The sequence below is a fragment of the Acinetobacter sp. YH12137 genome (assembly GCF_013418535.1).
In the GTDB taxonomy this organism is placed as follows: Bacteria; Pseudomonadota; Gammaproteobacteria; order Pseudomonadales; family Moraxellaceae; genus Acinetobacter.
In genome coordinates this window covers 48,844-73,737 of record NZ_VPBW01000001.1, presented here as the reverse complement: position 1 = coordinate 73,737, position 24,894 = coordinate 48,844, and the positions used below count along the sequence as shown (strand labels likewise).

Genomic DNA, 24,894 nt, shown 5'->3' with positions numbered 1-24,894 from the left:
AAGAATCCAATTGAGGTGGAACAATGATGTCTGCAAAGCTTTGGGCACCCGCCCTGACTGCTTGCGCATTAGCAACAAGTCTTGCACTTGTTGGTTGTAGCAAAGATCCTAAAGAGGGCCAGCAAGCTGGTGCTCAGCAGCAAATGCCACCGACTGAAGTCGGTATTCTTGTTGCACAGCCACAAAGTGTCGAGCAGTCTGTAGAGCTCTCAGGTCGTACAACAGCATTTGAGATTTCTGAAGTACGTCCACAGGCCAGTGGTGTGGTGCTTAAACGCTTATTCACTGAAGGTAGCTATGTCCGTGAAGGTCAGGCACTGTATGAAATCGATTCAAGCACTAATCGCACTACTGTCGATAATGCTCGTGCTGCGATTGCCCGTGCTGAAGCGAATCTAGGTGTATTGCGTGTTAAAGAAGGCCGTTACCGTCAACTGGTCGGTACCAATGCCATTTCTAAACAGGAATACGATGACATCGCAGCACAGGTCAAACTGGCTGAAGCTGATTTGAATGCCAACCGTGCAACTTTACGTAATGCTGAAATCAACCTGGGCTATTCAACCGTACGTGCACCGATTTCTGGTCAAACTAACCGTTCTTCGATTACGGCGGGTGCGTTAGTGACTGCAAATCAGACAGAACCACTGGTTACGATTCAGCGCCTAGATCCAATCTATGTAGATATCAACCAATCCAGTGCTGAACTGCTGCGCCTGCGTCAACAGCTAAGCAAAGGCAACCTCAACAGCTCAAACAACACCAAAGTGAAGTTAAAGCTTGAAGATGGCAGCATCTACCCTGTCGAAGGCCGTCTTGCATTCTCGGATGCCAGCGTGAACCCTGAAACAGGTACTGTGACTTTACGTGCAGTATTCCCGAACAAAAACCATTTACTTCTGCCAGGTATGTTTGCCACAGCGCAAATCGTACAAGGCGAAATTCCAAATGCCTTCCTGATTCCACAAGCAGCGTTAACCCGTACACCTACGGGTCAGGCTATGGCGATGCTGGTGGGTGCTGATAATAAAGTGACTCCACGTCCAGTAACGACAGTCGGGACTCAAGGCAGCAACTGGATCGTAACCGAAGGTTTGAATCCGGGTGATAAAGTGATTGTTGACGGTATTGCTAAGGTAAAACCTGAACAGCAAGTGGTGCCTAAACCTTATCAACCTCAAGCGGCTGCCCCACAAGGTGCTGCTCAACCAGCTGCACAGCAACCTGCAGCAGATGCAAAAAAGGCAGATGATGCAAAGAAACAACCTGAACAAAAACCTGCTGCAAATGCATAAGGAGTAATGGTTCATGGCTCAATTCTTTATCCATCGCCCGATTTTTGCATGGGTGATTGCATTGGTAATTATGCTGGCGGGTATTTTGACCATCAGCAAAATGCCAATTGCTCAATATCCGACGATCGCGCCACCGACAGTCACCATTTCTGCGACTTATCCGGGTGCATCTGCAGCGACTGTAGAAAATACAGTAACACAGATCATCGAGCAGCAGATGAACGGTCTGGATGGCTTGCGTTATATTTCTTCAAACAGTGCCGGTAACGGTCAGGCATCCATCGCCTTAAACTTTGAACAAGGTGTCGATCCTGATATCGCACAGGTACAGGTACAAAACAAGTTACAGTCTGCGACTGCACTTTTACCTGATGATGTACAACGTCAGGGTGTACGTGTTACCAAATCTGGTGCCAGCTTCCTTCAGGTATTAGCCTTCTATTCTCCTGATGGCAGCCTGACTGCAGATGACATTAAAGACTATGTGAACTCAAACATTTCTGAACCTTTAAGCCGTGTGGCCGGGGTTGGTGAAGTTCAGGTCTTTGGTGGTTCTTATGCAATGCGTATCTGGCTGGATCCTGCCAAAATGGCCAGCCTGCAAGTGACTCCAAGTGATGTGGCTCAGGCAATCCGTACCCAGAACGCTCAGGTGGCTGTCGGTCAATTAGGTGGTGCGCCACAGATTGAAGGGCAGGTACTGAATGCGACGGTGAATGCGCAAAGTCTGCTGCAAACACCTGAACAGTTCGAAAACATCTTCCTGAAAAATACTACTTCAGGTGCACAAGTCCGTCTGGGCGATGTCGCACGTGTAGAACTTGGTGCAGACAACTACCAGTTTGATTCTAAATTCAACGGTAAACCGGCTGGCGGTGTTGCGATTAAACTTGCAACCGGTGCCAATGCGCTGGATACCGCTGAAGCAGTTGAAGAGCGTTTAAAACAGTTACGTCCGAACTATCCTCAAGGGATGGTAGATACCCTGGCATTTGATACCACACCATTTATTCAGTTATCGATTGAATCGGTGGTTCATACCCTAATCGAAGCGGTCATTCTGGTCTTCATCGTGATGTTCCTGTTCTTGCAGAACTGGCGTGCAACGATTATTCCAACCATGGCCGTTCCAGTGGTTGTATTAGGTACTTTTGCAATCATTAATATCTTCGGCTTCTCGATCAACACCTTGACCATGTTTGCGATGGTTCTTGCGATTGGTCTGCTGGTCGATGATGCGATCGTTGTGGTCGAAAACGTTGAACGTGTCATGGCTGAAGAGCATCTTGATCCTGTGAGCGCGACTGCAAAGTCGATGAAACAGATCTCTGGTGCGCTGATCGGTATTACCTCTGTACTGTCTGCAGTATTCGTACCAATGGCATTCTTTGGTGGTTCTACAGGGGTTATCTATCGCCAGTTCTCAATCACGCTGGTCACAGCAATGGTTCTGTCTCTGGTGGTGGCCTTAACCTTTACCCCTGCCCTGTGTGCGACCATTCTGAAACAGCATGATCCGAACAAGCCGCAAAGCAACAACCCGGCTGCGCGTTTCTTCCGCTGGTTTAACCATAGCTTTGACCGTGTTTCTGTGAAATATCAGGGCGGTGTCAATCGTATGACCCACCACAAGATTTTCTCCGGTATCATCTATGCGGTGGTGATCGGGATTATTGTGCTGATCTTCCAGAAACTGCCTTCTTCATTCTTACCTGATGAGGACCAAGGTGTCGTGATGACGCTGGTACAGTTGCCACCAAATGCAACCTTGGAACGTACCGATAAAGTCATCAATACCATGACAGGCTACTTCCTGGAAAATGAAAAAGATCATGTCCAATCTGTCTTCAGTGTGGCTGGTTTCTCATTCACAGGTGTAGGTCAAAACGCTGGTCTGGCATTTATCAAACTGAAAGACTGGTCTGAACGTACCACACCAGAATCACAGGTCGGTGCAATTATCCAGCGTGGTATGGCACTGAACATGATTGTGAAAGATGCGTCTTACATCATGCCATTACAATTGCCAGCGATGCCTGAACTGGGTGTGTCTGCCGGCTTTAACATGCAGTTAAAAGCAGCAAGTGGTCAAAGCCATGAGCAACTTTTAGCAGCGCGTAATACTGTTCTGGGTCTGGCTGCACAAGACAAACGTCTTGCAGGTGTTCGTCCAAATGGTCAGGAAGATAACCCGCAGTACCGTGTGATTGTCGATCATGCACAAGCCGGTGCTTTAGGTGTCAGCATTTCTGAAATTAACAGCACCATGAGCATGGCGTGGGGTGGTTCGTACATTAACGACTTCCTTGACCGTGGTCGTGTGAAAAAAGTGTACGTTCAGGGTGAAGCCAGCTCTCGTATGATGCCGGAAGACCTGAACCAGTGGTATGTTCGTAACAACCGTGGCGAAATGGTTCCGTTCTCGGCATTCGCAACCGGCGAATGGACCTATGGTTCGCCTCGTCTGGAACGCTATAACGGCGTATCTGCGATGAACATTCAGGGTACACCAGCACCGGGTGTGAGCTCAGGTGATGCAATGCGCGCAATGGAAGAAATCATTGCCAAGCTTCCTGAAATGGGCATGCAAGGTTTCGACTATGAATGGACTGGTCTGTCTCTGGAAGAACGTGAGTCTGGCGCACAAGCACCATTCTTGTACGCGCTTTCACTGTTGATCGTGTTCCTGTGTCTGGCTGCATTGTATGAAAGCTGGTCAATTCCATTCTCGGTTCTTCTGGTTGTACCGCTAGGTATTGTGGGTGCATTGTTATTGACCTTTGGCGGTATGATTCTGTTTAAAGACCCGAACCTGTCGAATAACATCTACTTCCAGGTAGCGATTATTGCCGTAATTGGTCTTTCTGCGAAAAACGCAATCTTGATTGTGGAATTCGCCAAAGAGCTGCAGGAACAGGGCGAAGAGTTGTTTGATGCAACCTTGCATGCGGCAAAAATGCGTTTACGTCCAATTATCATGACCACCCTTGCCTTCGGTTTTGGTGTACTTCCACTAGCACTTGCTTCAGGTGCCGGTGCGGGTAGCCAGCACTCTGTCGGTTACGGTGTCCTCGGTGGTGTAATCAGTTCGACGCTTTTAGGTATCTTCTTTATTCCTGTATTCTACGTGTGGATTCGAAGTATCTTTAAATACAAACCAAAACAACAAAATCAGGAGTACTAGTCGTAATGCAAAATATATGGTCTATTACAGGTCGTAGCATTGCGGTATCTGCCCTCGCGCTTGCTTTGACTGCATGTCAAAGCATGCGTGGCCCAGAGCCCGTTGCAGAGGCGAATATCCCAAGCAGTTATACCAATGCTTCAGGTACTTCTGTAGCAGAACAGGGTTATAAAGAATTCTTTGCTGACCAGCGCCTGTTACAGGTACTGGACTTGGCATTGACCAATAACCGTGATTTGCGTACTGCCGCATTAAACATTCAGCGTGCCCAACAGGCTTATCAGATTTCTGAAAATGACCGTCTGCCAACCATTGGTGCGAGCGGCAGCGTGTTACGTCAGGATACTGGCAGTAACAACCCGCAAAGCCGTGGCGCTGTGACGACTTATAATGTCGGTCTAGGCGTAACTGCATTTGAGCTAGATTTCTGGGGTCGTGTGCGTAGCTTGCGTGACAATGCTTTAGATACTTATCTGGCGACTCAAAGTGCGCGTGATGCGACTCAGATTTCTCTGATCGGTCAGGTGGCCCAAGCATGGCTGAGTTACTCATTTGCCAATGCCAATCTGGCGCTGGCTGAGCAAACGCTGAAAGCCCAGCTTGAATCTTACAACCTGAACAAGAAACGTTTTGATGTGGGGATCGATAGCGAACTTCCAGTACGTCAGGCGCAAATTTCTGTTGAAACTGCGCGTAATGATGTTGCCAACTATCGCACCCAGGTGGCTCAGGCACAAAACCTGCTAAATCTGCTTGTAGGTCAACCTGTACCGGCCAACCTGTTACCGGCACAACGTGTTACCCGCATTACCTCTAATGCGGCACTAGGTGCAGGTTTACCAAGTGATCTGCTGATTAACCGTCCGGATGTACGTGCAGCTGAATATCGTCTGTCTGCGGCAGGTGCCAATATTGGTGCTGCCCGTGCGCGTCTGTACCCAACCATCAGCCTGACGGGTTCTGCAGGTTTTGCATCTGCGGATCTGGGTGATCTGTTCAAATCTGGCAGTTTTGCGTGGTCTATAGGCCCAAGTCTGGATATTCCAATTTTCGATTGGGGTACACGTCAGGCCAATATTCGTATTTCTGAAACAGATCAGCAAATTGCGCTGTCAGATTATGAAAAATCCATTCAGACTGCATTCCGTGAAGTGAATGATGCCCTGGCGGTACGTCAGAATATTGGTGACCGTATTGCTGCTCAACGCCGTCTGGTTGATGCGACTAACACGACTTACCGCCTGTCTCTAGCACGTTTCCGTGCCGGTATTGACAGCTATCTGACTGTACTGGATGCACAACGTGCTTCATATGCAGCAGAACAAGGTTTGTTATTACTTGAACAGGCGAATCTGAACAGCCAGGTTGAGCTGTACAAGAGTCTTGGTGGTGGTTTGAAAGTTAACACTTCAGACACCGTACCGTATCGCCCGTCTGTGACCGAACAGCGTCGTGCCTAACAGGCAAAATAAGCTTAATCTCTTTTTCAGAAAAGCTCACTTCGGTGGGCTTTTTTATACGTTGGTCCAATAGCCGATATATTTTATTGAATCAAGAAATCTGTATACTCAATTGGATCAGACTTAACACTTTATAAAATGTAAATCGATGAAAAAAATATTGTTATCTGCCTTGGTAAGTTCAATTTTCTTAACCGCATGCCAACAAAAAAATACAGTAGATTCAAAACCTGAACCAACAGCGGAAACCGTCGCTGAAAAAGAAAGCTTACCGTTGATTAAGGCTAAAACTGAACGTGTACAGCTCAGTAAAAATGAAGTATGCCATCCAGCCAGTGAGGATGAGTTTGCCAGTTGCACTAAATATCATCTGCAAACAGTGAAAACGAATGTAAATTGGTTAAACCAATATTTTTTGGAGCGTTTACAAAAAGACCATGCTGAAGCTTTCGACAAATCACCTGCTGTAGAGGTCACTCTTGATCCTGAAATGCCATCAACCAACTACAGTACCACTGCTGTACGTTATATCGGTCAGCATTACAATATCGCAAACTTTACATACTTTTCCGAATATTACCCAGCAGGCGCTGCACATGGTATGCATCATAGTGACTACGTTATTTTTGATCTCAATACCAAGCAGCGTTTAAGCCTGAATGATATTTTGGCACCTGCAAGCAAAGAAAAACTCAAAACTGAACTTTACGAACATAATCGTGAGTGGCTTGAACAACATCATATTGAGCAAAATGCATTTGAAGTAAGTGATAATTTCTATTTCAATGCCAATGGAATTGTATTTGTCTATCCATTGTATGAATTGGCTTCTTATGCAGAAGGTATTACTGAACTTGAACTTCCCTATTGGTCAGCTCAAGGGGTGATCCAAACAAAGTATTTACCCCAGCTGCCTGAGTCATCTGAAGAAATTTATAATGACTAAACTATCTATTTTAAGTGTAATAATAATCAAAGTATTTTTTCTAATTTAGGGATATGAATGTTACTCAGCAATCTGGAATCTGTACCGGGACATACCATTCGCCAGCAAATCGATGTGGTCTATGGCAGTACTGTGCGCAGTAAGCATGTTGGACGTGATTTGCTGGCCGGCCTGAAAAATATTGTCGGTGGCGAGTTGACCGCTTATACCGAATTACTGGAAGAATCCCGTCAGGAAGCCATGAACCGAATGATTGAAAAAGCTCGCAGTATGGGTGCCAATGCGATTGTAGGTATCCGTTTTTCTACCTCAAATATTGCCCAAGGTGCTTCTGAACTGTTTGTTTATGGCACAGCAGTCATCGTTGATCCGGTCATGCCTAAACTGCCTGATCCATTTCCACAGGCGAACTAATGCATGGACGGATTGATTATACAGATTGTCATTTTCGCCATTCTGTTCAGCGTGGGTTTCGGTTTTGGTCGCTATAACGAGCGCAAGCATCTGCAATATCTGGATGAACAGGAACAACGTTTGGCTTATATCCGGGTCAATAATAGCCGTTTCATCGAATCTACATTCCCCGGCCATATGATCAGCAGCAATGTGGTGATTTCACATGATTACTTTAAATATGCGATTGCTAATGTGCAAAACATGTTAGGTGGCCGTTTGACCAGTTATGAGAGTGTCGTTGAACGGGCACGACGTGAAGCTATAGTACGATTAAAACTGGAAGCAGAAAAAATGGGTGCTGACCAGATTATGGGAATCCGTCTCAGTACGACTGAACTTGGCATGCAAGGTGGTATGGTTGAAGTCTTCGCTTATGGCACCGCAATTCAAGCCAAGTAATTATGCTTCTGCAAGCTTCTCTACAAATAGAATTCCATTCAAGTGATCAATTTCGTGCTGTACAATTCGTGCCGGAAAGCCTTTGAACACTTGAACCATTTCATTTCCCTCTAAGGTAAAATAACGTACCTGAATCTCTTCTGCTCGAGCTACTCTCCCTCTTTGTTCGGGCACACTTAAACAGCCTTCCTCACCCAATACTTGCGTAGCTGAAGCACTGATAATCTCCGGATTGATCATGGTCACAGCTTCCATATACGGCGCGTCTGGATAACGTAAATTGGGCCGTGATGCGACAATAATAATGCGTTTAGAGACATAAACCTGCGGTGCTGCAATGCCCACACCCTGACGTTGCTGCATGGTTTCCATCAAGGCACTATTAAATTGCCGCAACCAGTCATTGTCAAATTCAGCTTGTGTGACCGGACTGGCAATTAAGGTTAAAATGGCCTCACCTTGCTGTGCCACCGCCAAGGTATTTGTCATCGCGCTATCCTGTATTTTTTTCATTTAACTCTATCTTAGAGGGAAAATTACAGAATGAACATCATACTAAAATGAATAAATACGTCTAAAAAAGATAAGCTGTGTTTTAAGTAGTATGTCGAAATCCAGCTTATGGTTGCCTTAAAAACTTCACTTAACAGGAAAATAATTAATCAAAATATTCCAAATAATTTCGTTCGTTCAAATTTTAATAACTTTTAGTTTAGATTAAACAAAGAAAGATTGATTATTCAAGAAAATAACCCTTCTTTAAAATCAGCATTCAAGTCATGGATATTAAATAATGGAACGACCACATGAATGCACAACCCTATCTGAGCCGTGCTGATAAACGCACCCTCGGACTATCGTCCCTAGGTGGCGCACTGGAATTCTATGATTTTGTCATTTATGTGTTCTACGCCAAACTAATTTCCGAACTGTTCTTTCCAAGTACCCTGAGTCCATTTTGGGCCATGCTGAATACCTATGGCATCTTTGCCGCAGGCTATTTCTTCCGCCCACTAGGTGGTGTGGTGATGGCACATTTTGGGGATCTGATCGGTCGTAAACGTCTATTCAGTCTATCCATCTTGCTGATGGCGCTACCGACCCTCATGATCGGGATCATGCCAACCTTTGAAAGTATTGGTTATGCTGCACCATTACTGCTGCTATTGATGCGTGTTATTCAAGGTATTGCGATTGGCGGTGAAATTCCGGCTGCCTGGACCTTTGTGTCAGAGCATGTGCCAGAACGCCGAATTGGGATTGCCAATGGTTTGCTGACTGCCGGCCTATCGCTCGGGATTCTACTTGGTGCCCTAATGTCGCTATTTATTTCACTTCAGTTCACTGAAGCGGAAATCAAAGACTGGGCTTGGCGCGTTCCTTTCATTCTGGGTGGGATTTTCGGTTTTGTGGCACTGTACCTGCGCAGTTATTTGAAAGAAACTCCAGTCTTTAAAGCCATGCAGGCGAAAAAAGAACTGGCGAAAGAATTACCAGTCAAACAGGTACTATTAAGCCACAAAACTGCTGTAGGCATTGGGATGTTATTTACCTGGTTCCTGACCGGCTGTGTAGTAGTGTTAATTCTGGCGATGCCGAATCTGCTGGTGGCCAGTTTTGGCTTCGAACGTGCTGATGCATTCAAAATGCAAAGTGCTGCGATCCTGATGCAAATGCTCGGTTGCATTATTGCGGGTGTGCTGGCTGACCGTTTCGGTGCAGGTAAAGTGATTTTGCTTGGCTCTATTTTTGTCGCGGCAATGGCCGGGATTTTTTATCACAGTCTGGGTCATGTTGAAGCGTCAACGGTGTTCATGCTTTACATGTTGCTCGGTCTAAGCTCAGGAACCGTGGGCATGGTGTCCTATAGCATGGTGAAAATGTTCCCGGCACAAATCCGTTTCAGCGGAATTTCATTTTCCTATAATCTGGCCTATGCGATTGCAGGTGGAATCACCTTGCCACTGGTACAATGGTTGAGCCTATATAGCAATATTGGTGCCCTGTACTATATCTGGACTGTGTGTCTAGTGACCCTATTCACTGCCCTGCTTTACCGCAGCAAATTTGAAAAAACAGCCTAAAATAAAAAAGAGCCTGACTCAAAGGCTCTTTTCCTAAGCGTAAAAATACGAGCTTAAGCCTTCAGATTCTTGCGTAGCTCATCTTCCACGATGCTGATCTCGATCTCACTGAATTTACGGATTTCACCTTCGGCATGTTTTTCCAGCATGCCACCGACCAAAGGCACTTTCACATTCACCGTCCAGTTTAACTGGAACTGGATCTGCTGTTCATCACCTGTAACGGCACGCTGACATTTGGCTTCAATTGGCAGATTGGCACCTAGTTCCACAACAGAAGTCATTTCTTCTAAATTGCTGACATCGGTACGTTGCAAGCGAAATGCATCTTTTAGCAGTTTTTTGGCAATATCTGGGATTTTGACATCCAGATTGTAGGCACGTTTCAGGGTATACAGGTGTCCCTGCTTTTCTGAAACCAGAATTTCCATATTTTGAGCAGGGATCCGATGACAAACCGCTTCATGCAAACTGATGTCATTTGCCAGACGTTTAAACTCATCAATCGAAACACCGCGAATAATTGCATTTACGGTAAACTGGTGGGCCATATCTATTTTCCTTATTTTTATTAGGGGTTATGGACTCAAATTAAGTCAAATGAATCATCTGACAGAGAAGATAAGCTATTTAAGTCAATTTTACATCGGCTGTCATTATTTTTTTATTGAGAAAAATTGGCATTGAGGTCAATGTTTCCAGGCAATTTTTGCAGATATACAGGGTCCACAGCTGAGTAAAAGCTGAACTTCACGATACTCAATGACCGCATGAAATTCTTCTGCCCCATCATCTAGGCCGGAAGCATACCAGACCGTACCCGCAGGAAATTTCTTTAACCAGCTGGCCTTATAAAAATCAGAAACGGAATCAAACTGTAAATAGTGTTCCGGTTCAGCTTCAACCTGAGTCGCTAAAGCCATAAATTTCTGTAATTGTGCCTGATGAAAATCAATCAGCATGAGGCAGCCCTTCCTTTTGTATGAGGCGATTACATGCCATATAGGTAAGCATAGATGTCATTTACGACTCGTGAGTTTTGACATCATGGCTTAGATCAGATTAAAAATAATATAGATTCACCTCCCCTGATTCAATCCACGTATAAGGATATCCAGTATGCAACAAGGAAAAGTTCAGGTTGAAACCGTGCAGTTTCTGGCAGAAGATGGCTATACCTTAACCGGCAAGCTTTACCGCAGTGAATATGCCAAAGCCAATATTGTCATCGCCTGTGCGACAGGTGTTCCCCAAGCTTTTTACCGGCGCTTTGCCGATTATGCAGCACATGCAGGTTTTCAGGTACTGACTTTTGATTATCGCGGGGTGGCTGATTCTGCACCTAAACGGTTAAAGAATTTTAAGATGTCCTATCTGGACTGGGGACAATATGATCTCAGCGCTGCGATTGATTATCTCAGCCAAACCGGTCTGGATATTTATATGATTGGCCATTCCTATGGCGGACAGGCTTTGGGATTAAGCAAATATCATGATCGTATTGAAGCAATGTACTGCTTTGGCACTGGTGCTGGCTGGCATGGTTATATGCCTTTAACTGAAAGAATCAAGGTTCAGGTAATCTGGAATATTGTTTTTCCACCGATGGTGGCAGTGACAGGCTATTTGCCATGGAGCCGTTTAAATATGGGCGCTGACTTGCCACGTGATGTTTATCGTCAGTGGCGAAAATGGTGTAAAAATCCGACCTATTTCTTTGCCGATCCTGAATTGAAAGACCTGCATACCCATTATGCCGCGGTAAAAACACCTATTTATGCCGTAGCCGCGCTTGATGATGCCTGGGCCTTACCTGAATCCAGACAGGCTTTTATGCAACATTATCGTCAGGCTCCGTTGCATTATATCAATATTCAGGCAGCTGATTATGGAATCAAGCATATGGGACATATGGGTTATTTCCGTCAGCGCGCAGAACAGCTCTGGGATGAAGTGCTCGCCAAGTTCAGCGAATTGCATCAACTCAAATATGCAGCTTGATCTCAGTCTCTAGAGTATTTAAGCATTTAGCTGCTTAAGCATAACGTGCCTGTTGAATATCGGTTCTGATTTCCTGACGGTGTTCCTCGCTGAAACGGTCGACATGGGCATAAAATACCCCATAACGGCCGACATAATATTCCAGTGACTGGTCATAAAAATTCCAGAAAATTGACCATTCGCCTAAATCCATCTGACGGATTTGTGTACCGGTATGCATCGGCATCTTACGGAGCAGTTCCTGCTGTAACTGCTCTGCTTCATTGCGGTCCTGAATCTGAACCTGATGCTGGAAAAATAATTGCGCCACGTCATCAAACAGTTCCAGCTCATAGGCATCGACCACATGCAATGTTTCCTGAGACTCAGATTGACTCTCTTCAGTACTGCTGGAAATCGGGTCCTTTTTTTCGACACGTTTACTCTTTACATAACGCTGGGTTTTATAGATTTTCATGCCGATAAACCAGGTCGCATAAATTATTAGGGCTAGACATGAAAAAATCAGGAATTTAAGAATCATTGATCATCTCGTGTGGTTAATTTTATTTTTATCACGGTCTGCCAATTCTTGATTTGGCGATCTTCTTTCAACTTAACACAAGTCTATTTTTTGTACAGCAAACATGAGGGTTTTTTTTTAGATCTTTTCGGATTTTTTCTTCGGTTGAGTCTTATTTCCCAGTATTTAATTTGAAATGAAAATCTAGAATCTTGTTAAAAATTAGAATTAAACCAGAAGGCCAATATTGATCAAGATAAATAAATCAGACAAATCACTACAGAATCGATCATCAACTCTCGGTTCTTTAGCAAATGCACTCAAAAAGCTACACGATTGGTATTTGTTTTTCTGAGCATTTTCCTTCAAATAAAAGGTCCCTCTTTATGGTCGAGTAAATGAATAAAATTATGATTCGTGAAGGGAAGATTCAAGATATACCTCAAATAATTCAGGTCATCCACGATAGTATTCAATCCTGTATTTTGGATCATCAACGTGAAGACAGCGTGATCCAGCGCTGGCTGGAGCAGTTTAATCACGCCCAGCTGATTGTGGAAATGCTTTATAACGACTGCTGGGTGTATATTTTAAATGATCAGATTGTCGGCTTTTTGCTGGTCAGTGACACTGGAGAAATCCTGATGCACTATGTGGCTGCACGTTTCCAGCGACTCGGATTTGGCACCCAGCTTTTTGATCAGATGCACAAATCCTTGGTGCGTAAAAATATTCATAAAATTAAAGTCCAATCGACTCAAACAGCTTTAAGTTATTATCAAAAAAATGGATTTTTCTCACCGAATCCTCAATCGGAAAATGAAGAAAATTATCATTTATATAAATACGCTTTTTAAAATTAAAACTTTTTTATGTCATTTTAAGTTGATCTCGCCCTGCCTGCTTAGCCGCATATAACTGTACATCTGCCGCTTTCATCAGTGCATGAATATCTGGATAGAGATGTGTTTGATCCATCCAGGAAATGCCCATACTGACCGTGACATAGGATTTATCATCTGTGCGATTTAAATGTTCAAATTGCTGTTCGCGAATCTTGATTAAGACTTTTTCCAGAGATTGAAATGCTGCCTGGACAGGTACATCAGTGAGTAGAATCGCAAATTCTTCTCCACCATAACGGGCTAAATACGCGGATTCGGGGAGTACCGTCTGAATGACCTTGACCAGATTCTGTAAAATTTCATCTCCTTTTAAGTGCCCATAATAATCATTGTAGTTTTTAAAATAGTCGACATCGAGCATGGCAAAAATCAGTGTACTGTGTGGATGTTGCTGACAGTATAAAAACTGCTGCTGGATTTGGTCATTTAAAGCACGGCGGTTAAAGGCACCCGTCAAAGCATCAATATTCACCTGATGTTCGAGTTTGGCATTCAGTTCACGTAATTGCTCGGTACGTGCTTTGACTTTCTGATCGAGTGAATTATTTAACTCTTTCAGATTCATATTCAACTGCTCTGTCGCATAGGTTTGATGGGCATAATTTTGCGACTGCTGAAACATAATGATCACGGCATACAGACTGGTCGAGATAAAAGACAGATGCACACTTTCAATCACATTGATCAGCAATAAATAGTCATTTATAAAGGTCAGGCATAGAAAAATGACCGCATAGAGAGTCAAGCGCGAATAATTGTCTTTATGATGTAAAGTCTGATAAAAGCCATAGATAAAATTGACCACCACGACTATCCCGAAAATCGCACTATACAAGGCCAGACGTTGAAAAGTTTCCGGATCGGTCAACAGGGTTACGACACAGTTCAGTAGTAAAAGTCCTGCGGCAACACTATAAATAAATCGATGCAAATAGCGCTGATTAAACAGGTACATATAACTGAGGAAAAATAGAATCGCCAGGAAAGTGAACAGATATTCCAGGCGTGTTCCCCATAGCCAACCGAGCTTAGTCACGATCGAATAGGCATACGGCGCTGCAAAAAAGTTATGCAGGGCCAGAAAAATAATGAACAAGCCAAAGATAAAAATACTTTTGCTATTGCGTTCTGTTGATCCCCTAAACATTGAAAAAAGAATCGTAAAAAAACCGACCCCCAGCACCAGTCCACAGACTATACTGATGCTCATCATAAGCTGCTGATACTGACGGTTAATAGTTCCGGCTGTTCCAATGCGTATAGGCTGTTCAATCCCGCCATGCAGATGGGTATAGTTTGAGGCCTGAATACTCATAGTGAAATATTCACTCTCAGGAACAAAATAACCGATTCGAGGAGCCCTTTCATTTCTCTGCTCTTCCGCTGTTTTCGCAATTTCCCCATGCCGCAGAATAAATTTTCCATCGATATAGATTCGATAGGCACCATATTCAGCCGGAATATGCACGGCGATCCGACGTCCGATAAATTCTGATGGAATTTTGAAATGTCCGATAAAGGTTCCATAGCCAATATTTGAACCGGTCAGGTCTTTAAATGAAGCGGGTAATTGAACCTCTTGCGGAGTAAGTACGGAACTTGGTTCAGTAATAAACTGGTTTGGATAAAACTGCCAATTTTGGGGCAATTGGCTACTATAATCTTCAGTAAAGTGAATTTCGGAAATATGCGGTTGACTGTGCTGCGTGACAGAGGAAGATTCAAGAGATGCCTGGGCGAAAACTGGAATCATCACTAATAGGACCCAGCTAATACTCCAAATCAATATTACAGAATAGACATTCCTTATCACGTTTTGCAAAGACAGTATTTTCCTGAAAAGTGCTTTATTCTTCTTATAATCTACGTCGAATAGCAGGGAGTGCAAAGCTTTTTTTGTAGTTCATCGGATGAAGTCCATCTAGCTATGACTTCACCCGATCAGCATTCATTCATGACAGTGAATGAAGCTTATTGCAGTGAATTAATCACGTGTTTTAACATCATACAGTTCGATTTCAAAAATCAGGTTTGAATTGGCCGGGATAATATTTCCAATTTTACGTTCACCATAAGCCAAATGAGCAGGCACAATTAGTTTACGCTTACCGCCCACTTTCATACCGATAATCCCTTGATCCCAGCCCTTGATCACACGGCCAGTGCCAATCACGGTTTCAAAATAGTTACCACGATCCAGTGATGAGTCAAACTTGGTGCCATCTTCTAGCCAGCCAGTATAGTGAGTCGTAATAAGCGCGCCCTTAACCGCTTCTTTACCTTCACCCACTTTCAAATCAATAATTTCTAGCTCTTTGGTCATGACCAATATCCTTTCTCTGGCAAATACGCATAGTATAAACGGGATTAGACAGAATTCCTTTAGCTTTGAGGCTTAAAGGATTAAAAGCTTAGTTCCTGGATATTTGAATCATTCAGTAAATAGTTAGTCAATTTTTTATGATTTTCGGCGGAGCCAATTAAAATCCAGCGTCCACTAATACGGTGTTCCGTTTTATGCTGCACACTGCGAACGACTTTCATATTATAAGTTTTAAATAATTCTTCGTATTGCTCTAAGGTTTTACGTTGATAAGGACAGATAATTCGGTAGGTTCGTGCCTGACTTAAAGTTTCTATTCCCTCTTGGACATAGATCAGAAAAATCAGCACGATTAATACAATAAAAGTAGCAAACAGACTCAGCCATTCATAACCCGCGCCAGCTGCCATGCCCAGTGCTGCTGTCATCCAGATGGTTGTCGCTGTCGTAATGCCTGAAATCCGGTTTTCATCTTTAAAGATAACTCCCGCACCAACAAAGCCCAAGCCAGTAAGGATATTGGCTGCAATCCGATCCTGACTATCCAGACCAATTTTGATTGACATAATCGTGAACAAGCAGGAACTCAGACTGACCATGATCATAGTCCGCAAACCGGCAGACTTACTGCGATATTCGCGTTCTGCACCAATAATTGCACCAATACCGAGGGCAATGAGCAAACGATAAAGATCCGGATGCATATATTTATCCCTGTTTCATTTTTATTATTGTCAGGTATACGCAATTTCTGAATCAGGATACAAGCCGAGACTTGCATCCTTATTGGCTGTTATTGTAACTGTTCCCATTCAATTACAGCTTGGGCCTGATCACCGATCAAGGTCCACTCACCATCCATAACATTTAGTTGCAGCTGCATGGTACGTTCACATAACTGTTGTACCGCTTCAGTGCTGGCAGTTGAAATTTTCCAGACCTCAACATTCGACAGCGTTTTCAGTTTGGAATTACGTTTATACCATTCATCAACTGAAGAACCATAAGCAACTACTGCGACCTGTTTGCAACGTGCGCTGGCTTTTTTGACTTTATCTTCGTCAGGACAACCCACTTCGATCCATTTCAATAATTGGCCAGTCAGGTCTTTTTCCCACAGCGCTGGCTCATCAGTCTCAAACAGATCCTTGGTAAATTCAAGCGCCTCGCCAGCAAAACGTGCATAAGCCAAAACACGTACCATCAGACGTTCAATGGTTTCCGAAGGATGCAGCGCCATCGTCAACTGATAGTCTTCATAACGATGGGTATCCATATCGGCAACGTTCAAATCTGCCTTATAAATTGTCGCTTTTAACGCCATAATACAATCCTCAAATTTGGCGCCTAGCATATAAGATTTATTGCATTTTTGCTGAACAGATTTCATCTTATCCAGCTATTTTCAACACGCAGATTCGAAGTGATTTTTCCTGAACAATCCGGCATTGCATTAAGGCGGTTTCAAATTCCAGCCAGTCACGTGAGGTCTGGTAAATCACTTCTACCCGGTTATCAATGCCTTCTTCGGCAGACTGATAATTAAACTGATCAGGATTGAAATTAAAGCTTTTCCAGCCCTGATTGGTATTAAAAATCCCTTTGATTCTGAGCCAATCCTGCTGCTCACAAAGCAGATCCAGCAGATCATAAAAATCAAACTGCCAGCGTTTTGGCAATTTCCAACCTGCCACCTGATAGCCTTGTGCACTTTCAACATAATGATAAGGCAACTGATGTACGACAGCCGGCACCTCTCCCAACACTTGGCGCTGTTGCTTGAGCAGTGGCTGAATCTGACGTGAAGTACCCTGATAATCCTGTTTGATTTGCTCAATATCCAGCTGTCCGTTTTCTATCATCAGCCAGTGCTGGGCATATGGCTGATACTCAGACTTGAGTTCAGTTAAAGCAGCATGATCAGTTTCAGTCATCAAATCAGCATGGGAAATAACCACGATATTGGCAACTTTCAGCTGATCCGCATACAGGTTCTGATGCGTCCAGTCCCGATCATGTAAACGTGAGCCATCGACTACCGTGACCAAAAATTGCATCTTTAAATGGCTTTGCCAATGCGGTTCGGTGAGCTGTTCCAGCAGTTGCCCGGGATGTCCGAGTCCTGTAGGCTCAATAAACAGTCGGTCCGGTTTGGTTTCTGACAATAGCCGGGATAAAGCAATCTGCATCGGCAACTGACTGCTACAACATAAACAGCCACCCAGCAATTCTTTTACTGCATAGCCCTGATCCTGAGGTAATAACTGCTGGTCAACGCCAATCTGACCAAATTCATTCATCAGCACAGCCCAGACTTCTTGCTCCGGTTTCTGGCTCAGTAAATATTTTAATAAAGTGGTTTTACCAGCACCCAAGAATCCGGAAATGATGTGTACAGGAATAGGCTGCTGAGCGGCAAGAACTTTCAAAATTGATTCTCTCTCAAAGATAGAATTAGAATGAGTAAACCTGACTATTATAGAACACTGGACTCTTGCAAAAATGTTCATTCTTGGATGATTAGATTCTATTTATCTCGGTTCAAATAAAAATAACAGTCTGTAGTAAGTACTTTTTAACCGTTAACTAGTTCACTTAAACGCTATATTTGAAATATTTACACACATTTCCAGCTAACAATTTCCTATACATTTAACAGAAGAAAACAAATTTACAATGATTGTATTTGCTTGGTTAACAGCTTCGTGCGGCTTTTGTTAATTGCTTTGCTCCATAAAATTTTCATGCTTAGGATGAATTCCTGCCGGATTGATGTGATGGTCATTCGGCAGTTTATAAATGTAATAAAAAGGATGCTCAACATGAAATATGCACAAATCTTACTTGCAACAACGCTTACTGCAGCCGCAGCTACCAGTTTTGCAGCAAACAACACCACTGACACGAAGACCACTGAGGAACAGAAAGTCACTGTGACAACTCAGGAACTTCCTGCAACGAATAACCCAAATCCAAATGTAACCACAGCTGGACCTGCTGACCAGCCTGCTGCGTCTGAAGCTGCTACAGAAGACAAAGATGGTAAAAAAACGACTAAGTCGACATCGACTCGCTAATCAGGTTTAAAGCAACATCTGGTATAGTAAATCTCCAGTAGGTTCAACCTATGCTGCCGGATGTAGACTAAGGCTGAATCATGCAACTGCGTGATTCAGCTTTTTTATACCTTATAGGCTATTCACTATAGCCAGAAATGATCATAGGATTCATTCATCTTATGAATAAATTTAAATATTATTATTTATTATCAATAACTTATTAAAATAAAATTCTTTTCAACTAAATCTTTTTGATAGACATGACCTACTATGGACTAGCTTGTTTAGCGCTATTGATTGTTCCTTAATAGTCTCAATCCTGAATTGATGGAATGGACATTCGCGATGAGCAATACAAATTACACCACTGAAGTGGCGATTTTGGGGGCTGGCCCAGTAGGCTTAACGATTGCCAACTATTTAAGCAAACAGGGTATACAAGTCACCTTAGTTGAACAGCTAGATAGTCTGATCGATTATCCGCGTGCCATCGGCATTGATGATGAATCCTTGCGTACCATTCAATCTTTGGGACTGGTTGATCAGGTCTTGCCGCATACTACCCCGAATCATGCCATGCGCTTCCTGACACCCAAAGGCCGTTGCTTCGCAGACATTCAGCCACTGACTCGTGAATTTGGTTTCTCCCGCCGTAATGCTTTCATTCAACCTCAAGTAGATAATGTTCTGCTAGAAGGCCTCAAACAATATAAAAAAACTGAAGTACTTTTCTCTCGCCATCTGGCACATTTCAGCCAGGATGCTGAGGGTGTAACTTTAAATGTTCAAACTAAAGACGGTGGCGCGGAAGTTGTACATGCTCAATATCTGATTGCTTGTGATGGTGGAAACTCTTATGTACGCCGTACGCTGAATATTCCATTTGAAGGTGAAACTGCACCAAATCAGTGGATCGTGATTGATATCGATAATGACCCATTGGCAACCCCACATATTTATCTATGCTGTGACCCGGTGCGTCCTTATGTATCAGCTGCCCTGCCGCATGGCATTCGCCGCTTCGAATTCATGGTTATGCCAGGCGAAACTCAGGAAGAACTCAGTAAACCGGAAAATATTGCCAAGCTGCTGTCTAAAGTTTTACCGAATACCGATGGAATCGAAGTAATTCGTCAACGTGTCTATACCCACAATGCACGTATTGCAGATAAATTCCGTGCTGACCGTATCCTGCTTGCTGGTGATGCTGCGCACATCATGCCGGTATGGCAAGGCCAAGGCTATAACAGCGGTATGCGTGATGCCTTTAACCTGGCCTGGAAAGTTGCATTGGTGATCCAGGGTAAAGCAAGCCATGAATTACTGGACTCTTACCAGGTAGAACGTAAGGATCATGCCAAGGCGATGATCGATCTTTCAGTCATGGCAGGCCACGTCCTTGCTCCACCAAAAAAATGGCAAGGCTTTGTTCGTGACGGTATTGCTTACGCATTGAACTATATCAAGCCAATCAAACAGTACCTGCTGGAAATGCGCTTTAAGCCTATGCCGAAGTATCATGATGGTGCCCTGCTGGCCAATACTCAGAAAGACTCTCCAGTCGGCAAGATGTTCATTCAGCCGCAGGTGAAACTGGAGTCTGATGAAACTGTATTGCTGGATGAAGTGATTGGCAATGACTTTGCCATCATTGCCTGGGGGGTGGATCCGAAATGGGGCTTAAGCAAGCAAACGATACAACAGTGGAAAAAACTTGGCGTAAAATTTATCCAGGTTATTCCTACAGTTCAATTGTCTAATCAACATCGTAAGCAATACGAAGATGTGATCACCATTGGTGATATCGGTACGGACATTCGTACCTGGTTCGGCAAGACCAAGGACTCTATCGTCATCCTGCGTCCAGACCGCTTCGTGGCAGCCTTAGCGATTCCTCAATCTATAGAAAGCACAAGTCAGGCGCTATTTAACAAGCTCCATGTCAAATAATTGACCTCAGTCAAAAAAACCACGCTACGGCGTGGTTTTTATTTATAGATGAACATAGAAGCTAAGTTCGGTATTGCTCAAACCATGAAATATCTTTGAGAGAATCACGACGTGCCATTTGCTGTAGGAAAGGTTTAAATTCTTCCAACGGCGGCAAAATTTTGGTACTAATTGCGAAGATCAGACAATAGGCCACATATAGATCTGCAGCAGAAACTTTTTCACCTAAAAGATAAGGCTTGGCCTGCGACAAACCTCGTTTAAAAAAATCAAATACCGCGGCTTCGTTACCAAAACTTAAACTGGTTCGGACCTTTTCAATCTGTTCTTGAGATACTTGTAAATTTTTTACATCAATATATTCAGTCAGTGGCCCATGACAGAAGAAAATCCATTTTAAATAAGTACCACGCTTGGGATCATCTAAAGCGGGTGCCAATCCTTTGTCCTGATACTTATCTGCCAGATAGATGATAATAGCCGCCATTTCTGAAATTACGACGCCTTGATCAACCAGACAGGGAACTTTACCCATCGGATTGATCTGAAGATATTCAGGTTGATGCATATCTTTAAAAGGAACTTCCACCTGCTCAAGCTGGTCTTCAATCTGTAGTTCTTTAAGGATAGGCAGCAAGGTCATGCCGCGTGACTGAGGGTTGTTATAGAGCTTCATCATTCTGCTTCAACCGATTTCTTATTTTTTGAATTTCAGTATAAAGCGATTTTCCTCTGCGATTAAAAAGCATGTGCTACAGATCATTTCTGTAGCACATTTCATTTATGGAAAATCAATAGTTTACTTAAAAAGGTCTACACAAAACTTTTCTTTGAGCACTTTCAGAATCAGTTCAATCGCAGGATGCTGGTTATTTTTACGGTAACTGACATAGAGAGCAATCATCGGTAAAGGTTCCAGCGTTTTCTTCACCACAATATTATCGCCGAGTAAAGGAATCACATAGGCTGGTACCAGACTCCAGCCAACCCCCATGCCGACCAGATTGACATTCAGCAGAATATTGGTGGAATACTGCACCACATTCACGTTCAGTTTCGACTGCCTAAAGAAATCATCAATAATCTTATGCAGCTGTGGTGAGGCTTGTTCATCACTAATCACAAAGTCCTGATTTTCAAACTTCTTGATGCTGACATAGGGCATTTCTGCGACCGGAGAATTTTTCGGCACAATCAGCGTCAGTGGCTCATCAAAAATCTGAACGGACTCAAACTCATCCGACTGATCTCGGTAGCGGGTAAAGGCAATATCAATACTGCCCTGTCTCAGCGCGCTAAACTGTTCTGCATCGGTCAGGCTATGAAACAGTGCTTTCAGTTCAGGAAAATGTGCACGGATATTCGGCATGATATAAGGAAAAATTTTCATTTCCGCAACCGGCACGAAGCCGATATTCAGCTGACCCTTATGTACATGTGCGATCTGTCGAGCTGCCTGCACGGCACGTTCTGCATGTTCTAAGCTCAGTAAAGCTTCCTTTAAAAAAGCCTGTCCAGCCTCGGTCAGCTCAACCTTGCGGTTATTCCGCTCCAGCAATTGCGCATCCACTTCACGCTCCAGATCCTTAATCTGCTGACTGAGTGAAGGCTGAACAGTATTCAGTTTTTCAGCTGCACGGGTGAAATTCAGCTCTTCAGCCACTGTAACAAAATAGCGTAAATGTCTTAATTCCATTTTATTCTTCCGGTAAAGATGCTGAAATCGAAGGGCATTTCCTGGCCACATATTGACGGTAGATCAATAAAGTGAAAATCACCATCACTGCACAGAACATATAGGTCTTTTCAAAACCGTATTGCGCAATGATCATACCCATCACTACTGAACCCACTGCCAGTCCAATATCAAACAGGGTAAAAAAGGTAGAAATTGCATGGCCCATACGCTGTTTTTCGACAGATTGAATCGCCAGCGTCTGTAAACATGGAAATAATGAACCGTAACCAATTCCGATAAATACCGCAGACAACCACATAGTCCATTGGCTGGACATGACACTGACAATCATCATGCCAATCGCAAAGAAAATAAAGGAAGGATAGATAACTGCACTTGGTCCTTTACGGTCGTAAATTTTGCCCACCCAAGGCCGTACCAACAACATTGAGGCAGCAAAAACAATAAAGAAGATGCCGGTATAAGCCAGTAGTTGCTTGGTTTCACTAAAGGGCGTGATAAAACTCATGATACTGGAGTAAGCAAAAGCAGTGAGCAGTGCCACAAAACTGACCGCCAGCACTTTGACTTCAATAATGTCATGCAGGCTGAATTTTGATTTTTCGACCACTGTAGCTTGAGGTTTTGCTAATTCGGTAATTTTCAGCATGAAGGAAAAGATCAAGCCGATAGAGATAATCACGGCAAGCAAGCCAAACAGCACTTTAAAGCTGGTGAATTGAACCACGGTTAAGGCCAGTAATGGACCAAATACCACACCCAGATTAGTCGACATGACAAAATAGCCCATGCCCTCACCCTTACGAGATTCCGGAATAAACTCATTTGCAACGGGAACGGTGACCGTCGTCAGGATGCTGAACCAGATCCCATGTAAAAAACGTACTGCCAATAATGACCACATGCTATCGACCAGCAGATAACTAAAGGAAAATAAGGCAAAAATAACTCCGGCTCCGCGCATTGCCAATTTCTTGCCGAGTTTCTCGATGATCATGCCAGAAAAAGGTCGAATGGCGATGGATGAAACTAAGAACAGGGTCAAAGCTAAACCTGCTTCTTTGACTGATCCGCCCAGATCTTTCATGATATAAACCGGCAGAATGGTCAGTAAGGCAAAGTAATAGACAAACAGGAACAGATTGTTCAATAAACACAGAATAAAGGAGCGATTCCATAAGCGCTCAGGACTAGCAGACATAACACGCAACTTTTAAAAACAAATTTAAGAACTGACTAAACTCAGGGAGAAATCAAAGCTGGGCTTAAGGCCAGATCTACCAGATTCTGGATATATTGATCATCCGGCATGCGGTTGAAGAAAATGATCTGGTAATGAATCGGCCCGTATAAGGTGTCCAGCATCAGATCAAAAGGATAATCAGCACGTAATTCCCCACGCTCGATGGCCTGTTGAATCAGTTGATGAGTCTCCTTTCGACGTGGTAACAGATATTGCTGAAAAAAGTCTGCAGCCAGTTCCCGATGGTTGGCCATAACGACCAGCAAAGCACGGCCTACCGGATGATTAAGCGCCTGAACCAGCAAAGTTAGCTGTTGAACCAGATTGCTGCGCAAGCTTTGTGAAGCATCCAGTTCAAATACCCCTGCTGTGCGCTGCTTGAAAACATCTAGTACCAGTTCAGATTTATGTTTCCACCAGCGGTAAATCGTAGATTTGCCAACCCCTGCCCGTGCAGCCACATCTTCAATCGTTAGCTGATGATATTCACCTTCTGCCAATGCATCCGAAACTGCTTGCAGAATACTGTGCTGACGCCGTGAACATTTTTCCTCTTCACTCATGCTTAAAACCAAAAACGAAACGATACGTATCGTTTCATATTAGATTAAAAAAGAGGCTTAAGCCAGAGTTGAATGAATTTTTAGGTAAAAAAAAGACCTCACATTCAAGGTCTTTTTAACAAGCAAATTAAGTTTAAATACTTAACTATGCGCTGATTTTTTATAGATACTGCATGAAGGGTGATGGTTTTCCTGCAGACGGGCAACTTTACGTTGTTCAGCTGCTTCAAAACGGCAACGTTTCCAGTCATTGTCCAGATTCAGTGGGGGAATCTGTTTAGGCTTACCATTTTCATCTACAGCGACCATCGTAAAGTAGCAACTATTGGTATGGCGTACAGTACGTTTCTGAATATTTTGTGCTTCTACACGAATACCGATTTCCATTGAAGTACGACCTACATGGTTCACACTTGCCAGGAAAGTCACCAGCTCACCCACATGAATCGGTTCTTTGAAATTTACTTTGTCTACAGACAGGGTTACGACATAACTACCCGAATAGCGACTCGCACAAGCATAAGCAACCTGGTCCAGTAATTTCAGAATTGTTCCACCATGTACGTTTCCTGAAAAATTTGCCATATCTGGCGTCATAAGAACCGACATCGTTAACTCTGACTGGTCATCCGATGCTGTTGCAATTTGATCTAAAGGGGCCATCGTTTTCTCTGAACTCTTTGAATGACAATGATATAGACCATTATTATAGCGTTTTTGGTCTAAATAAAATGTTCAATTCGGCAAATAAAACATCATAATTCTTGATATGAAATTTTTCTCCATACAAAAAAAAAGATATTCCTCTGAGGATCCATAGAAATC

25 protein-coding genes are annotated in these 24,894 nt (G+C 43.5%); 11 read left to right on the top strand and 14 right to left on the bottom strand.

Annotated elements, in window-relative coordinates:
- Window positions 1-23: 23 nt before the first annotated feature.
- The 6 genes from FTU72_RS00345 (at window position 24) to FTU72_RS00320 (ending at window position 7,740) form a co-directional block, all read left to right on the top strand.
- A complete protein-coding gene (locus FTU72_RS00345; protein ID WP_166137622.1) occupies window positions 24-1,295 on the top strand; it encodes an efflux RND transporter periplasmic adaptor subunit in 1,272 nt (423 codons plus the stop codon).
- Window positions 1,296-1,308: 13 nt separating this feature from the next.
- Window positions 1,309-4,479, top strand: coding sequence for an efflux RND transporter permease subunit (locus FTU72_RS00340; RefSeq protein WP_159123402.1), 3,171 nt, complete (start codon window positions 1,309-1,311; stop codon window positions 4,477-4,479).
- A 5-nt stretch (window positions 4,480-4,484) separates the two neighbouring features.
- Window positions 4,485-5,939: a multidrug efflux RND transporter AdeIJK outer membrane channel subunit AdeK gene (adeK, locus tag FTU72_RS00335; protein WP_180052312.1), complete on the top strand. Its 1,455-nt coding sequence runs from the start codon at window positions 4,485-4,487 to the stop codon at window positions 5,937-5,939.
- A gap of 148 nt (window positions 5,940-6,087) precedes the next feature.
- Window positions 6,088-6,885 carry an RsiV family protein gene (locus tag FTU72_RS00330; RefSeq protein ID WP_159123400.1) on the top strand — a complete coding sequence of 266 codons (798 nt, stop codon included), beginning with the start codon at window positions 6,088-6,090 and terminating at the stop codon, window positions 6,883-6,885.
- 57 nt (window positions 6,886-6,942) lie between these two features.
- Window positions 6,943-7,299 (top strand): YbjQ family protein, encoded by a 357-nt coding sequence (locus FTU72_RS00325; RefSeq protein ID WP_103799673.1) that lies wholly within the window; start codon window positions 6,943-6,945, stop codon window positions 7,297-7,299.
- Window positions 7,300-7,302: 3 nt separating this feature from the next.
- Complete coding sequence (locus tag FTU72_RS00320) at window positions 7,303-7,740, top strand: YbjQ family protein (RefSeq protein WP_180052313.1); 438 nt, start codon at window positions 7,303-7,305, stop codon at window positions 7,738-7,740.
- On the opposite strand, the gene def is transcribed toward FTU72_RS00320, so the two are convergent.
- Window positions 7,741-8,229: a peptide deformylase gene (def, locus tag FTU72_RS00315; protein WP_180052314.1), complete on the bottom strand. Its 489-nt coding sequence runs from the start codon at window positions 8,227-8,229 to the stop codon at window positions 7,741-7,743.
- A gap of 317 nt (window positions 8,230-8,546) precedes the next feature.
- On the opposite strand from def, the gene FTU72_RS00310 reads away from it, so the two are divergent.
- Entirely contained in the window at window positions 8,547-9,824 is a 1,278-nt protein-coding gene (locus FTU72_RS00310; protein ID WP_179992624.1) for an MFS transporter, read from the top strand.
- Between the two features lie 53 nt (window positions 9,825-9,877).
- Here the strand turns inward: FTU72_RS00310 and FTU72_RS00305 are convergent, their stop codons facing one another.
- Together FTU72_RS00305 and FTU72_RS00300 are read right to left on the bottom strand one after the other, a co-directional pair.
- Window positions 9,878-10,375 carry a DUF2505 family protein gene (locus tag FTU72_RS00305; RefSeq protein ID WP_005236909.1) on the bottom strand — a complete coding sequence of 166 codons (498 nt, stop codon included), beginning with the start codon at window positions 10,373-10,375 and terminating at the stop codon, window positions 9,878-9,880.
- A 138-nt stretch (window positions 10,376-10,513) separates the two neighbouring features.
- Window positions 10,514-10,786, bottom strand: coding sequence for a hypothetical protein (locus tag FTU72_RS00300; RefSeq protein WP_004784921.1), 273 nt, complete (start codon window positions 10,784-10,786; stop codon window positions 10,514-10,516).
- A 157-nt stretch (window positions 10,787-10,943) separates the two neighbouring features.
- On the opposite strand from FTU72_RS00300, the gene FTU72_RS00295 reads away from it, so the two are divergent.
- The gene (locus FTU72_RS00295) at window positions 10,944-11,825 is read left to right on the top strand and encodes an alpha/beta fold hydrolase (RefSeq protein WP_180052315.1); all 882 of its coding nucleotides are present in this window, start codon (window positions 10,944-10,946) and stop codon (window positions 11,823-11,825) included.
- A 34-nt stretch (window positions 11,826-11,859) separates the two neighbouring features.
- Here FTU72_RS00295 and FTU72_RS00290 read toward each other — a convergent pair whose 3' ends face one another.
- Window positions 11,860-12,345 (bottom strand): hypothetical protein, encoded by a 486-nt coding sequence (locus tag FTU72_RS00290; RefSeq protein ID WP_180052338.1) that lies wholly within the window; start codon window positions 12,343-12,345, stop codon window positions 11,860-11,862.
- Window positions 12,346-12,737: 392 nt separating this feature from the next.
- Between FTU72_RS00290 and FTU72_RS00285 the strand changes: the two genes are divergently transcribed.
- Window positions 12,738-13,184, top strand: coding sequence for a GNAT family N-acetyltransferase (locus FTU72_RS00285; protein WP_180002160.1), 447 nt, complete (start codon window positions 12,738-12,740; stop codon window positions 13,182-13,184).
- A 13-nt stretch (window positions 13,185-13,197) separates the two neighbouring features.
- On the opposite strand, the gene FTU72_RS00280 is transcribed toward FTU72_RS00285, so the two are convergent.
- The 5 genes from FTU72_RS00280 to FTU72_RS00260 all read right to left on the bottom strand — a co-directional run bounded on the left by FTU72_RS00280 (window position 13,198) and on the right by FTU72_RS00260 (window position 17,984).
- Window positions 13,198-14,985 (bottom strand): GGDEF domain-containing protein, encoded by a 1,788-nt coding sequence (locus FTU72_RS00280; RefSeq protein ID WP_257220225.1) that lies wholly within the window; start codon window positions 14,983-14,985, stop codon window positions 13,198-13,200.
- A 231-nt stretch (window positions 14,986-15,216) separates the two neighbouring features.
- Window positions 15,217-15,555 (bottom strand): FKBP-type peptidyl-prolyl cis-trans isomerase, encoded by a 339-nt coding sequence (locus FTU72_RS00275; RefSeq protein WP_180052317.1) that lies wholly within the window; start codon window positions 15,553-15,555, stop codon window positions 15,217-15,219.
- 80 nt (window positions 15,556-15,635) lie between these two features.
- Window positions 15,636-16,259 (bottom strand): MgtC/SapB family protein, encoded by a 624-nt coding sequence (locus FTU72_RS00270; RefSeq protein WP_103799665.1) that lies wholly within the window; start codon window positions 16,257-16,259, stop codon window positions 15,636-15,638.
- 89 nt (window positions 16,260-16,348) lie between these two features.
- Window positions 16,349-16,879 (bottom strand): YaeQ family protein, encoded by a 531-nt coding sequence (locus tag FTU72_RS00265; RefSeq protein WP_159123391.1) that lies wholly within the window; start codon window positions 16,877-16,879, stop codon window positions 16,349-16,351.
- A gap of 67 nt (window positions 16,880-16,946) precedes the next feature.
- On the bottom strand, window positions 16,947-17,984 hold the full coding sequence (locus FTU72_RS00260; protein ID WP_180052318.1) for a GTP-binding protein: 1,038 nt from the start codon (window positions 17,982-17,984) through the stop codon (window positions 16,947-16,949).
- A 393-nt stretch (window positions 17,985-18,377) separates the two neighbouring features.
- Between FTU72_RS00260 and FTU72_RS00255 the strand changes: the two genes are divergently transcribed.
- Window positions 18,378-18,632: a hypothetical protein gene (locus tag FTU72_RS00255; protein WP_034170131.1), complete on the top strand. Its 255-nt coding sequence runs from the start codon at window positions 18,378-18,380 to the stop codon at window positions 18,630-18,632.
- A 327-nt stretch (window positions 18,633-18,959) separates the two neighbouring features.
- The gene (locus tag FTU72_RS00250; protein ID WP_180052319.1) at window positions 18,960-20,564 is read left to right on the top strand and encodes a bifunctional 3-(3-hydroxy-phenyl)propionate/3-hydroxycinnamic acid hydroxylase; all 1,605 of its coding nucleotides are present in this window, start codon (window positions 18,960-18,962) and stop codon (window positions 20,562-20,564) included.
- A gap of 61 nt (window positions 20,565-20,625) precedes the next feature.
- On the opposite strand, the gene FTU72_RS00245 is transcribed toward FTU72_RS00250, so the two are convergent.
- From FTU72_RS00245 to FTU72_RS00225, 5 genes are all read right to left on the bottom strand, one after another.
- Window positions 20,626-21,240: a glutathione S-transferase family protein gene (locus FTU72_RS00245; RefSeq protein ID WP_171505579.1), complete on the bottom strand. Its 615-nt coding sequence runs from the start codon at window positions 21,238-21,240 to the stop codon at window positions 20,626-20,628.
- 123 nt (window positions 21,241-21,363) lie between these two features.
- Entirely contained in the window at window positions 21,364-22,260 is an 897-nt protein-coding gene (locus FTU72_RS00240; protein WP_180052320.1) for a LysR substrate-binding domain-containing protein, read from the bottom strand.
- A gap of 1 nt (window position 22,261) precedes the next feature.
- Window positions 22,262-23,464, bottom strand: coding sequence for an MFS transporter (locus FTU72_RS00235; RefSeq protein WP_180052321.1), 1,203 nt, complete (start codon window positions 23,462-23,464; stop codon window positions 22,262-22,264).
- A 41-nt stretch (window positions 23,465-23,505) separates the two neighbouring features.
- Entirely contained in the window at window positions 23,506-24,069 is a 564-nt protein-coding gene (locus FTU72_RS00230) for a TetR/AcrR family transcriptional regulator (protein ID WP_180052322.1), read from the bottom strand.
- A gap of 141 nt (window positions 24,070-24,210) precedes the next feature.
- Window positions 24,211-24,732, bottom strand: coding sequence for an acyl-CoA thioesterase (locus FTU72_RS00225; RefSeq protein WP_004784949.1), 522 nt, complete (start codon window positions 24,730-24,732; stop codon window positions 24,211-24,213).
- Between the last annotated feature and the right edge of the window lie 162 nt (window positions 24,733-24,894).

Coding starts and splice junctions, on each gene's coding strand:
- FTU72_RS00275 (WP_180052317.1), bottom strand. CDS start 15,555: ATGACCAAAGAGCTAGAAATTATTGATTTGAAAGTGGGTGAAGGTAAA.
- FTU72_RS00305 (WP_005236909.1), bottom strand. CDS start 10,375: ATGGCCCACCAGTTTACCGTAAATGCAATTATTCGCGGTGTTTCGATT.
- FTU72_RS00340 (WP_159123402.1), top strand. CDS start 1,309: ATGGCTCAATTCTTTATCCATCGCCCGATTTTTGCATGGGTGATTGCA.
- FTU72_RS00250 (WP_180052319.1), top strand. CDS start 18,960: ATGAGCAATACAAATTACACCACTGAAGTGGCGATTTTGGGGGCTGGC.
- FTU72_RS00280 (WP_257220225.1), bottom strand. CDS start 14,985: ATGATTCCAGTTTTCGCCCAGGCATCTCTTGAATCTTCCTCTGTCACG.
- FTU72_RS00270 (WP_103799665.1), bottom strand. CDS start 16,259: ATGCATCCGGATCTTTATCGTTTGCTCATTGCCCTCGGTATTGGTGCA.
- FTU72_RS00300 (WP_004784921.1), bottom strand. CDS start 10,786: ATGCTGATTGATTTTCATCAGGCACAATTACAGAAATTTATGGCTTTA.
- adeK (WP_180052312.1), top strand. CDS start 4,485: ATGCAAAATATATGGTCTATTACAGGTCGTAGCATTGCGGTATCTGCC.
- FTU72_RS00235 (WP_180052321.1), bottom strand. CDS start 23,464: ATGTCTGCTAGTCCTGAGCGCTTATGGAATCGCTCCTTTATTCTGTGT.
- def (WP_180052314.1), bottom strand. CDS start 8,229: ATGACAAATACCTTGGCGGTGGCACAGCAAGGTGAGGCCATTTTAACC.
- FTU72_RS00255 (WP_034170131.1), top strand. CDS start 18,378: ATGAAATATGCACAAATCTTACTTGCAACAACGCTTACTGCAGCCGCA.
- FTU72_RS00240 (WP_180052320.1), bottom strand. CDS start 22,260: ATGGAATTAAGACATTTACGCTATTTTGTTACAGTGGCTGAAGAGCTG.
- FTU72_RS00245 (WP_171505579.1), bottom strand. CDS start 21,240: ATGAAGCTCTATAACAACCCTCAGTCACGCGGCATGACCTTGCTGCCT.
- FTU72_RS00325 (WP_103799673.1), top strand. CDS start 6,943: ATGTTACTCAGCAATCTGGAATCTGTACCGGGACATACCATTCGCCAG.
- FTU72_RS00295 (WP_180052315.1), top strand. CDS start 10,944: ATGCAACAAGGAAAAGTTCAGGTTGAAACCGTGCAGTTTCTGGCAGAA.
- FTU72_RS00265 (WP_159123391.1), bottom strand. CDS start 16,879: ATGGCGTTAAAAGCGACAATTTATAAGGCAGATTTGAACGTTGCCGAT.
- FTU72_RS00310 (WP_179992624.1), top strand. CDS start 8,547: ATGAATGCACAACCCTATCTGAGCCGTGCTGATAAACGCACCCTCGGA.
- FTU72_RS00345 (WP_166137622.1), top strand. CDS start 24: ATGATGTCTGCAAAGCTTTGGGCACCCGCCCTGACTGCTTGCGCATTA.
- FTU72_RS00225 (WP_004784949.1), bottom strand. CDS start 24,732: ATGGCCCCTTTAGATCAAATTGCAACAGCATCGGATGACCAGTCAGAG.
- FTU72_RS00330 (WP_159123400.1), top strand. CDS start 6,088: ATGAAAAAAATATTGTTATCTGCCTTGGTAAGTTCAATTTTCTTAACC.
- FTU72_RS00285 (WP_180002160.1), top strand. CDS start 12,738: ATGATTCGTGAAGGGAAGATTCAAGATATACCTCAAATAATTCAGGTC.
- FTU72_RS00230 (WP_180052322.1), bottom strand. CDS start 24,069: ATGAGTGAAGAGGAAAAATGTTCACGGCGTCAGCACAGTATTCTGCAA.
- FTU72_RS00320 (WP_180052313.1), top strand. CDS start 7,303: ATGGACGGATTGATTATACAGATTGTCATTTTCGCCATTCTGTTCAGC.